Source organism: Roseivirga pacifica, assembly GCF_900111145.1.
GTDB lineage: Bacteria > Bacteroidota > Bacteroidia > Cytophagales > Cyclobacteriaceae > Roseivirga > Roseivirga pacifica.
On sequence record NZ_FOIR01000001.1, the window covers coordinates 952,316 to 963,260 of the forward strand.

Consider the following 10,945-nt stretch of genomic DNA (forward strand, 5'->3'; position numbering starts at 1 on the left):
AGTTACTGATAAAATCTCTTATTGAATTGAAGATACTTCTCTAATGCCTTACTCTGGAAGAGCATGGAGAAATTATCTTGTGAAATAGCAAAATTATGAAAAATAGTGTCGGTTTGGGGCTTTTGGTCAACTAACGCTTTCTCCAACAACAAATTGTATGTTTGTGCAGCCGGTTTTGTTTTAAACGGGCTTATAAAGAGTATGCCAGTGTCGGCTTCTTTATTAAATTCTAGGTAGCCAATGTTCAATCGTTCACCGGCAAAATTCTCTTGGTTGAATGCGTTAATCACGGCTTTTATATCCGCTTGTTTGTTGTTGGCAGTCTCGAAGGTAATGGCAACCAAGTGTTGTTGCCTAAAATCTTCGCTAAACTCAAAGTCGGGAGAACGCACGATGTCTTCTTTAGCTGGGTTAATCGCTGCAAGTAGTGTTTTGGCGTAATCGTGTAACTGGCCTTCCGGATATTTTTCGGTGTAGTCATTTAGTGCCTTTTCGTAAGCAAACATGTTTTCGGTGTGGCTTTTTAGCATAGCCGCAAGCAACTCTACTGTAGGTAGAAAGTCCACATCTTCAAAATCGTTGAGTGCCGAACGAATTTTTTGATCGGCCACTATATAGTTGCCAGCCTCGTAGGCATCGTAAGCTTCCGCATATACCCGCTGCAGTTCCATGTTGCGTTGCTCTTTTTCAAGCAGGTAATTAGGGTTAATGAGCAACTTGGCAATGAGGCTATCGGGATAGTCGGCAATGATGGTGTTTTTGTAATTGTTGGCAGTTGTAACGTCCGATGTTTCGTTGAGTGTATACAGCGCGTAAAGGGCATCTAACCTATGTTCTGTTTCAGGGAATTTACTGAGCAAGGTTTTATAGCTTTCTTCGGACAAATCGAGTCTTTCCAACCCAAATCGATAAATCCTTCCAAGTTCAAAATAGGCAGTTGCTACTGCCTGGCGTGCCTCGGTTTTGGCGGCTTCTGTTTGTGGTATAGTAGCGAGTAGTTTGGCTTTCTCATCTGCTCGGTCTGGTGCGGCAGGTTCATCGGTAATGGCTGCTTCTACCGCTTCATCATCTGGGCTTTCGTCAGGTTGGGCACTGGCTATGCCTATTACTGCCTTTTGCGACCTGCGCCAATTGTCTTCTAACGGCCTATTGCCCCATGCCCGTTGAAATTCTTGCTGCCCCTGACTTATGGCCGCATCGTTGTAAAAATACCAAGATCCATCAGCGCTTGCATTGAGTGCGTCTCCGCTTTGGGCAATGTTTGCTCCGGCAAAAGAACTTTTATTCTTGGCGCGTTCCTTAGCTTCTGCTGCTTTTTCAGCCGCTTCTTTTTCGTCCAGATATTTATCGAGATAAGCGTCTAAGGATACAGGGTTCATTTCGGCTAGAGAAAGTAGGCTGTCTTTTTCGTCAATTACATTCAGCTGAACCACTAAGTCTTTTAGCACTTCTTGCCTTTTGGCAATTGCCTCGTAGTTTTCTTCATCTTTCGGAAGTTTCATTACAGTGCTATCGTAGTATATACTGGCATTTTGGTATTGCTCATAATAGCTATAATATATTTCGGCAATGCGCAGGTACGATAAGCCCTGGGTGCGTTGGTTGGGTTGTTCTACCTGAGTGCCCGTTTTGTAATGTGCTATGGCCTCCTTGTATCTACCACGTTTTTGTTCCATTTGGCCCATGGCGTAGTAAATCTTGTCTTGGTACTCAAAGTTCTTTCCGTCTTTCAGCAGTTTGTCAAAGGTTTTGTATGCCTTTTCGGCTTGGGCATCCGTTCGAATGTCTTGTACGCCTAGCTTCTTAATCTGTGTATGGAAAAGTAGTTCGTAGGGAGGTGTGCCCTTAATGGCTTCATCATAATAGGCCATGGCCAAATTGATATCGCCAGATTTCTCGGCCAGTTGACCGAGAATAAAGTTAACCCGTGCTTTTAGGTCTCGGTCTTTAATGTCAAGGTGTACATCGTCCAATGCATCGCGCAAGGCCTCATTATCGCTCTGCACTTGGTGCAAATAGGCCAACTGTAGTTTATAGGCTATTTCGTTTTCGGCTGTTAGCTCTTCGCGCTTAATATAGTCGGTTACCTCTACGGCTCGGTCAAAATCGCCATTATCCATATAGGTGCGCATTAGTAATATTAGGGCTTGCTGCTTGGCGTTATCGTCTTGCGAGTTTTGATAAACGTATTGGAATGTTTCTCTGGCAAATTGAAACTGCGCTCTTAGGTAACGTATTTTACCTATTACAATATAGTTGTCGTCTACCCAGTCGCTGCCGCTGTACCATTCTATTACCTGCGAACTCTTTTTAAATGCATCGTCAAGCTTTTCTTCATTGGCTTGAATAGTGCTAGAGTCTATCTCGGGAAAAACTTTTAAAACATCGTTGAAATTATACTCGTATTGGTCTTCTATGGCTTGGTAAACCTCGTTAACATATTGGTTGGCATAGAAGTAACCATTGTACCTTGCATTCAGGTTTTGATAGCCTTTGGAGTTGCAAGCCATAAGAACAAAAACCGGCAAAAGCAGCCCGATTTTTACGATATGTGAAGAATGGAATTTCAAAGTTTGGTTTGCCTTCTTCCTGAACGAAATTAATGTGCAAATAATACATTTAATCGGAGAGCGTTGTTTTTTCAATGAAATTTTTACTCTCTTTGAAGCTTAATTGTGGCCAGAGTTAAAAAGACCCTTTCGAATTGGCTTAATGCCCGGCATATTCTCATCATTCAGAATGAAGAGAATTTCTCGGAAAAAGCTACCTATAAGTTCACCTACGCCAAAGTTGTTTTCTTTAGCTTTCTTTTGCTCACGGTGATTTTTGCCATAACCTTCTACCTAGGTAGTACCATTTTGAGACAATGGTTCGATCCACGTTTTGACGAGCAACAAACCCGTTTAGAGTTGGTGGAAATGCAACAATCTGTAGATTCACTGGGGCTAGAGTTGCAGCATAGAGATCAATATATACTGAACATTAAGCGTATACTTTCTGGCGAAGAGGAAGAAGAGCAAGTGCAACAAGAGCCTGCTGCTAATACGCCACAACCGCAAAATGATGAAAACCTTGCCTTGGTCGATTCGGCCTTTAAGTCGGAATTTGAAAGGGGAGGAGACTTTTTGCTTGGTGCTTTGGAAGAAAACGTAGAACTAAGACAGATATACTTTTTTGCCCCTTTGGCAGGTTATATATCAGAGCCTTTCAACCCTATAGACGACCACTTTGGAATTGATATTGTGGCCAAAAAAGATGAACCCGTAAAGTGTATTGCGGATGGTACGGTGGTTTTTGCCAGCTGGACCCAAAACGAAGGCAATGTTATAGCCATTCAGCATCAGCAGAACTTAGTATCTATATATAAACACAACTCTAGTTTAACCAAGGCGGTTGGCGACTTTGTATCTGCCGGTGAGATAGTTGCAATAATTGGTAATACAGGAGAACTGACATCGGGGCCACATTTGCACTTTGAATTATGGTACAATGGTGCGGCAGTTAATCCAGAAGAATTCATTTCGTTTTAGTCGTGAATTATTACATATATTTACCCTATGTTTTCTAAGGAAGAAAAGAAACCAACAGAAGACCTTTCAACTATCAGCAACATACTTGGCAAAGAAACTACCCTAGATGGCGACTTGGCCTCTGCCGGTAATGTGAGAATAGAAGGAAAAGTGCTCGGAAGTGTAAAGGCTAAAGCCAAGTTTGCTTTGGGTGTTGACGCTGTTGTAGAAGGCAATGTGCTTGCCCGAACAGCCGAAGTGGCGGGTAAAATAATTGGTAATATTGAAGTAGCCGAGCTGCTGATACTAAAACCTACAGCCGTAATTCATGGCGATATACTTACCAATAAATTAGTAGTAGACCCAGGGGCAACATTTAATGGCGGCTGCAAAATGGGGCACTTGGCCAAAGACATTGAAATAGAGCAACCTGAAAGCCGTGCCACAGAACAAACCTTTAAAAGAGCATAAGCCAAAAAAACCAAACAACGTTTTTAAATACTCTCAACTGGGCTTTCAGTTGTTTGCCGTAATAGGGCTGTTTACTTGGCTGGGTTACAAAATGGATGAGTGGTGGAACAACGGCAAGCCGCTTTTCTTAATTATCATGATGTTTCTGGGCGCCTTTGGTGGTTTTTACCAGCTTTTCAGAAGTTTACCTAAAGACTAAGTCTGCTACAAGGCATTGGCTCCTCACTGTCAAGCCCATCCTTTTTAATCTTACTTACAAAATTGTGCGCTGCTAAAAGTTATTTATCTACCTTTGCGCGATGAACTCACTAAAGTCGCAATTGATCAAGCTGTTAGGCTTTGCAGTAGCCATTTTGGTACTCATTATCATTTTAGACAACCTGCCTTTTACACAAGGCGCGGTACACCAGCGAGTTTATGAAATTTATACTTACCTAACAGTTGTTAGTTTCATTTTGAGTGTGGGTACTTTTTTCATTATGCAAAATAGTGCCCAGGATTCATGGACAGGCCTGTTTATGGGGGTAATGGTAGCACGTTTGTTGTTTACCGCAGGCTATATAGGAATTGTACTTTATTTAGGAGTTGAAGGTCGGCTCCAATGGGTGATAAATGTTTTTATCATCTATTTATTATATATGATGTTTGAAATCGTAGGGTTAATAGCTAACTTGCGCGCGATTTCACAGGAGGCTGGATAAGCAATGTTTGGAAAACCATCAAAATCTTACAGTAAAACGCTATCGATCAATATTTTAGCGTTCTTTTTATTGTTCTTACCCGTAGTTTCGCAGGCTGCTCCATCGGGCGGTGGCGATAAGGAAGAAGGTGCTACGGACTTCATTTTGCATCACGTTGTTGATGATTATGTGTGGCATTTCTTTGATGGTCATTACGGTACAATTTATCTACCAGTTATACTTTACTCACAAGATCGTGGTTTAGAAGTATTCTCATCGCACCATTTTTATGGCGAGCACCATGAGCTTGTAGCTTACAACGGTTACGAAATTCACGATGGTCATATTGCTGCTGTAGATCATGACAGAAGTATTACTGATCTTTCTATCACTAAAAACACTGCTATGTTATTTGTTACCATGGCTGTTGTTCTTCTTTTGGTTTTAAGTGCTGCTAGGCACTACAAAAAGAACCCTAACACTGCTCCAAAAGGTGTTGCATCGTTCTTAGAGCCAATTATTCTTTATGTAAGAGACGAAATTGCTAAGCCAAACATTGGCAAAAAGTACGAGCGTTTTATGCCGTATTTGTTAACCCTTTTCTTCTTTATCTGGATTGGTAACATCCTTGGTCTTTTGCCAGGAGCTGCCAACCTAACAGGAAACATTGCGGTTACGTTCACTTTGGCTGTGTTTACATTTATAGTTACCAATGTAAATGGTAACAAAGATTACTGGAAGCACGTGTTCGCTACTCCGGGCGTGCCAAAGCCACTTTTACTTATTATGGTACCGGTAGAGTTTGTTGGTTTGTTTACCAAGCCTTTCTCTCTAATGGTACGTTTGTTTGTGGCAATTACTGCAGGTCACATTGTGATCTTAAGTTTGATTGGTTTGGTATTTATCTTCCAATCTCACGCAGCGGGTGTGGCAAGTACCATTATGGTTACTTTTATTAATCTGATCGAGATACTTGTAGCAACTATTCAGGCTTATGTATTTACGCTGTTCTCAGCCATGTACATTGGTGCTGCTGTTGCAGATCACGATCATCACTAAGAAACTTATTTGTTTAATTTATATAACTACAGATTATGTTACTTACAATCTTACTTACTGCAGGTTATGCTCTAGTTGGAGCTGGTATCGGTGCTGGTATCGTTGCGATAGGCGCGGGCCTTGGTATTGGTAGAATTGGTGGACAAGCAATGGAAGGTATTGCTCGTCAGCCAGAAGCTGCAGGTAAAATTCAAACAGCTATGTTGATCATCGCTGCTTTGATCGAGGTAGTATCTCTGTTCGGTGTTGTAGTATGTCTTTTGATCGCTACTAACCCAACTATTGCAGAGGCGCTATAAAAAGTACTAAAGGAGGGGCGTTAGGTCTCTCCTTTTTTTAGTTGAAATAAGTTACTAAAGAGAGATATATTATGATTGCTGCTGATTTATTATCACCAGGAACAGGTTTAATTGTTTATCAGGCGATAGGCTTTCTAATCTTGTTGTTTTTATTAGGCAAGTTCGCTTGGAAACCAATTCTTGCTTCTTTGAAAGAAAGAGAGCAAAGCATTGAGGGAGCACTATTAGCTGCCGAGCAAGCCAAAAAAGACATGACCAAGCTACAGCAGGCAAACGAGCAGTTGTTGAAAGACGCACGTGCTGAAAGAGATAGCCTACTGAAAGAAGCTGTTGCTACCGCTAATTCTATTAAGGAAGAAGCAAAAGAAGAGACTAGCAAAATCACCGCTAAGATGATGGAAGATGCTAGACTTGCCATTGAGAATGAGAAGAAAGCTGCTTTGGCTGAAGTGAAAACTACAGTGGCTGAATTGTCTCTCCAAATCACCGAAAAAATTCTACGTAAAGAACTTGCCGACAAGAAAGCGCAAGAGTCTCTTGTAGATGAGTATATCAAAGAATTGAACCTAAACTAATTCTGACGCATGTCTGAATATAGAATCGCTTCCCGTTACGCTAAATCTCTACTCGAGCTATCAGTAGAGCAAGGCAAGTTGGAAGAAGTACATACCGACATGAAATTGCTTTCTGATCTTGCCAGCGAGAACAGAGACTTTGTGTTGATGCTGAAAAGCCCAATTGTTACTCATGGTAAAAAATTGGCCATTTTGAACGATGTGTTCAAAGGTAAGGTGAATGAGTTGAGCCTTTCTATTTTCAGTATTCTTACAAAGAAGCACAGAGAAGGTTATTTACCTCTAATTGCCAAAGAGTTTCATCACTTGTACAATGTGCACAAGGGCATAGAGGAAGCTACAGTTACCACTACATTTGCTTTGGATGCTAAAACCAAGGCTGAATTCGAAAAAGTGGTAAAGAGTATTACTAAGAAAGAAGTAGAATTAACAGAAGTGGTTGACGAATCGTTGATCGGTGGTTTTGTATTAAAAATTGGCGACCGCCAGATAGACGACTCTGTAAGCTCAAGATTACGTGCCCTAAAGGTAGATTTCTTGAAAAACCATTATCAAAAAGCATATTAAAAATTAACTGTATCATAAAATGGCAGATGTAAGACCTGATGAAGTATCAGCAATTTTGAGAGAACAACTCTCGAACTTTAAATCAGAAGCTGAGCTTGAAGAAGTAGGTACCGTGTTGCAAGTAGGTGATGGTGTAGCCAGAATCTACGGACTTTCTAAGGCTCAATCTGGTGAGCTTTTGGAATTCGACAACGGATTGAACGCATTGGTATTGAACCTTGAAGAAGACAATGTGGGTGCGGTATTGTTGGGTGACTCAGCAGAAATTAAAGAAGGTGACACGGTAAAAAGAACCGGCCGAATTGCTTCTATTAATGTAGGAGAAGGCATGGTTGGTCGTGTTGTTGATACACTAGGTAACCCAATTGACGGAAAAGGCCCTATCCAAGGCGAAACTTTCGAGATGCCATTGGAGCGTAAAGCGCCAGGTGTAATCTACCGTCAGCCGGTAAACGAGCCTCTTCAAACGGGTATCAAAGCGATTGACTCAATGATTCCGATCGGTCGTGGTCAGCGTGAGTTGGTAATTGGTGACCGTCAGACTGGTAAGACTGCCGTTGTTATTGATACAATCATTAACCAAAGAGAATTTTACGAAGCTGGTGAGCCTGTATTCTGTATCTACGTTGCTGTAGGTCAAAAGGCTTCTACTGTTGCTGGTGTGGTTGCAGCCCTTGAAAAAGGTGGTGCTATGGACTACACTGTAGTAGTTTCAGCTTCTGCTGCTGACCCTGCTCCAATGCAGTTCTTTGCGCCATTTACTGGTGCTGCTATTGGTGAGTACTTCAGAGATACTGGTCGTCCGGCACTTGTGATTTACGATGACCTTTCTAAACAAGCTGTTGCTTACCGTGAGGTTTCTCTTCTACTTAGAAGACCTCCGGGACGTGAAGCTTACCCAGGTGATGTATTCTACCTTCACTCAAGACTTTTGGAAAGAGCTGCCAAGCTGAACGATAACGATGAAATCGCAGCAGCTATGAACGACCTTCCTCCTTCATTGCAAGGAAAAGTAAAAGGTGGTGGTTCATTAACGGCCCTTCCGATTATCGAAACGCAAGCTGGTGACGTTTCTGCGTATATCCCGACTAACGTAATTTCAATTACCGATGGTCAGATCTTCTTGGAAACTAACCTTTTCAACTCTGGTGTAAGACCAGCCATTAACGTAGGTATTTCTGTATCTCGTGTAGGTGGTTCGGCTCAGATCAAGTCAATGAAAAAGGTAGCTGGTACATTGAAGCTAGACCAAGCGCAGTTCCGCGAGCTAGAAGCATTTGCTAAGTTCGGTTCTGACCTTGATGCTGCTACTAAATTGACGATCGATCGTGGTAGAAGAAACCAGGAGATTTTGAAGCAAGGACAGTTTGCTCCAGTACCTGTAGAAGAGCAAGTAGCTATTATCTACGCTTCTACTAAAGGTTTGATGGACAGCGTGCCTGTAGATAAAGCAAGAGAATTCGAAACAGAGTTTTTAACTGTTTTGAGAAATAGTCATGCAGATGCCTTGAACTTGTTGAAGGCTGGTAAGCTTGACGATGCAGCTATCGATGCATTAGTAAAGGTAGCAAAAGAGGTTTCTTCTAAATATTAATCTTGGCCAGTGGCCACTAATAGCTTATGGCAAGCTTAAAAGAAGTAAAAGAACGTATTAAGTCGGTATCATCTACTCAGCAGATTACCAAGGCCATGAAAATGGTTGCGGCTGCTAAGTTGAGGAGAGCCCAAGATAGAACAGTACAGCTACGTCCGTACTCAGAAAAACTGAGTGCTTTGCTAGCCAATGTTTCTTCTGGCAACAGTGATGCTGGTTTCGATACGTACGCTGTAGAAAGAGAAGTAAAGAAAGTGTTGATCGTTCCTGTAACATCAGACAGAGGACTTTGTGGTGCTTTCAATACCAATATTTTCAAGGCAGTTCGTGCTATGATGCAAACGAACAATCTTAGCGATAGAGATGTTGAGATTCTTCCTATCGGTAGAAAGTCTTATGACTTCTTCCGTAAGAAAGGCTTCACAGTAATAGACAATTACTATGAGGTTTTCGGAGACTTAACATTCGACAATGTGCGCGAGGCGGCAGAGTTTGCAATGGAGGGTTTTGTGAATGAGAACTACGATAGAGTAGTGTTGGTTTACAACGAATTCAAAAACGTAGCTACGCAAATTGTAAGAACTGAGCAGTTCTTGCCAATTCAGGAAATTGCACCTGAGGCTGGCGAAGCAACTACCAATACAGACTATATTTATGAGCCTTCAAAAACATTTATTATTGAAGAGCTTATTCCTAAGTCTTTAAAGATTCAGTTCTACAAAGCAGTGTTGGAGTCAAATGCTTCGGAACATGGCGCTAGAATGACAGCCATGGGCAAAGCAACTGACAACGCTGGCGAATTGCTGAAAGAACTTAAGTTGACATATAACAGAACGCGTCAGGCGGCCATTACCAAAGAGATCCTAGAGATTGTTGGTGGTGCAGAAGCCCTAGCATCTAGCTAAGCCGTTCTTAAAAACCATTATATTTAAACCCTGATTTCGATACTTCGGAATCAGGGTTTTTTGTTTTACTCCGCTAATAGGTCCAGCAGTTCTTGCGGCATATCGAATACTGCTATGCCTGGATCCTCATCGGTTGTAATGCCATAGATTTTGCCGAGGGCTTGATCGACTGTTAAGCAACGTATCGAGATATCTAAATCTAGTTTGTATCTTACGGAACCACGTTTTTCTATGACATAGATTGTTTTGGCTAAGATTCCTTCAGATAAATAGTCTTGTTCGGAATAGCCACCATATAAATCATAGATGAAGTCTTCGCTAAAGGCAATATCCCTATGTCCATATGCATGGTTATCAGCAATTATTACTGCTGTATTTACTCCTGAGCCAACAATGTCAAAGTCTGGCAGTTGCATTCTAGGCCCATCCAGAGTGATAAACCTTTTTGTTTCAAAGTCAAAGATTTCTAACCTGTCTCGGTGTATGCCTGCTTTAACATATAAATTGCCAAAGGATGATCTCTTAAACCAGCCAGAGTTCACCTCGGAAATAATGTAATTATTGATTTGGCTACCGTCACTTTCAATGCTCCTACTTTCTAGAGTTTCCCATTTTCCATAACCTCCGAGCCTTTCTCCGTTCCTATTAAATGCAACCAATTTATTAGGATCCGCAGCCATCACACATAAATAGCTAGAGTCTGTTATCAATTGCATATTGATGGCTGAGTACATGTTTTGAGGCTGTTTAAACTCAGATATTGATAGCTTTGATGAGTCATAAAGAGAGAATTCGGCCATCCTCTTGCTAATTGTACTGTTAACCCAAAAAGTAGAATCTGAGAACCCGGGGTCGAATAAGTGGGCATCTGTAATTTCATTTGGACCAATACCCATTACACCTTTCCCTGAATGATAGCTTAAGTCTTTTTTATTGATAATGTGAATAAGGGGTTTGTTTTCAGGAAGTCTTGATGACTCAATAACAATCAAGAAGCTATCTTTTCGCTCTATTTTATAGGGCATTATTAATTTTGGTAAATAGACTTTGTTACCTGTGAGAGCAAATGTACTTTGCTCTGAGATATTAAAGTCAGAAACAGGTTTCTTTGAACAGGAATATGCGATGAGTATAAGGATCAGGAGTGATTGATAAAGGCTTTTCTTTTGCATGTGGTTTTGTTTATTCAAAGTAAAAACGTCAGGTTGTTAACCTGACATTACTAAAAGTCAATGCTAAACAAACTAATAGCATGTCTCAGCAAATTTCTTTTCATCTTCGGGGTG

General features: G+C 41.3%; 12 protein-coding genes. 10 read left to right on the forward strand and 2 right to left on the reverse strand.

Translation table 11 applies throughout. The features are described from left to right. Positions 1-2 precede the first annotated feature (2 nt). Positions 3-2,570, reverse strand: coding sequence for a type IX secretion system periplasmic lipoprotein PorW/SprE (gene porW, locus BMW98_RS04250; RefSeq protein WP_147407714.1), 2,568 nt, complete (start codon positions 2,568-2,570; stop codon positions 3-5). A 105-nt stretch (positions 2,571-2,675) separates the two neighbouring features. Between porW and BMW98_RS04255 the strand changes: the two genes are divergently transcribed. The 10 genes from BMW98_RS04255 to atpG all read left to right on the forward strand — a co-directional run bounded on the left by BMW98_RS04255 (position 2,676) and on the right by atpG (position 9,659). After that, entirely contained in the window at positions 2,676-3,530 is an 855-nt protein-coding gene (locus BMW98_RS04255; RefSeq protein WP_245733478.1) for a M23 family metallopeptidase, read from the forward strand. Positions 3,531-3,557: 27 nt separating this feature from the next. Further along, positions 3,558-3,980, forward strand: coding sequence for a bactofilin family protein (locus tag BMW98_RS04260; RefSeq protein WP_090257191.1), 423 nt, complete (start codon positions 3,558-3,560; stop codon positions 3,978-3,980). Next, on the forward strand, positions 3,949-4,179 hold the full coding sequence (locus BMW98_RS04265) for an AtpZ/AtpI family protein (protein ID WP_162844674.1): 231 nt from the start codon (positions 3,949-3,951) through the stop codon (positions 4,177-4,179). Before BMW98_RS04260 ends, BMW98_RS04265 begins: the two co-directional genes overlap by 32 nt. A gap of 100 nt (positions 4,180-4,279) precedes the next feature. Then, entirely contained in the window at positions 4,280-4,681 is a 402-nt protein-coding gene (locus BMW98_RS04270; protein WP_090257195.1) for a hypothetical protein, read from the forward strand. Between the two features lie 3 nt (positions 4,682-4,684). Then, the gene (gene atpB / locus BMW98_RS04275) at positions 4,685-5,719 is read left to right on the forward strand and encodes a F0F1 ATP synthase subunit A (protein ID WP_090257197.1); all 1,035 of its coding nucleotides are present in this window, start codon (positions 4,685-4,687) and stop codon (positions 5,717-5,719) included. A gap of 35 nt (positions 5,720-5,754) precedes the next feature. Next, positions 5,755-6,018: an ATP synthase F0 subunit C gene (gene atpE / locus BMW98_RS04280; protein WP_090257199.1), complete on the forward strand. Its 264-nt coding sequence runs from the start codon at positions 5,755-5,757 to the stop codon at positions 6,016-6,018. A gap of 71 nt (positions 6,019-6,089) precedes the next feature. After that, positions 6,090-6,593, forward strand: coding sequence for a F0F1 ATP synthase subunit B (gene atpF, locus BMW98_RS04285; RefSeq protein ID WP_090257201.1), 504 nt, complete (start codon positions 6,090-6,092; stop codon positions 6,591-6,593). A gap of 9 nt (positions 6,594-6,602) precedes the next feature. Continuing rightward, a complete protein-coding gene (gene atpH / locus BMW98_RS04290; RefSeq protein WP_090257203.1) occupies positions 6,603-7,160 on the forward strand; it encodes an ATP synthase F1 subunit delta in 558 nt (185 codons plus the stop codon). Positions 7,161-7,179: 19 nt separating this feature from the next. After that, positions 7,180-8,754: a F0F1 ATP synthase subunit alpha gene (gene atpA / locus BMW98_RS04295; protein ID WP_090257204.1), complete on the forward strand. Its 1,575-nt coding sequence runs from the start codon at positions 7,180-7,182 to the stop codon at positions 8,752-8,754. Between the two features lie 26 nt (positions 8,755-8,780). Beyond that, a complete protein-coding gene (atpG, locus tag BMW98_RS04300; protein WP_090257205.1) occupies positions 8,781-9,659 on the forward strand; it encodes an ATP synthase F1 subunit gamma in 879 nt (292 codons plus the stop codon). A gap of 65 nt (positions 9,660-9,724) precedes the next feature. Here the strand turns inward: atpG and BMW98_RS04305 are convergent, their stop codons facing one another. Continuing rightward, positions 9,725-10,831: a BF3164 family lipoprotein gene (locus BMW98_RS04305; RefSeq protein ID WP_090257207.1), complete on the reverse strand. Its 1,107-nt coding sequence runs from the start codon at positions 10,829-10,831 to the stop codon at positions 9,725-9,727. Positions 10,832-10,945: the final 114 nt, after the last annotated feature.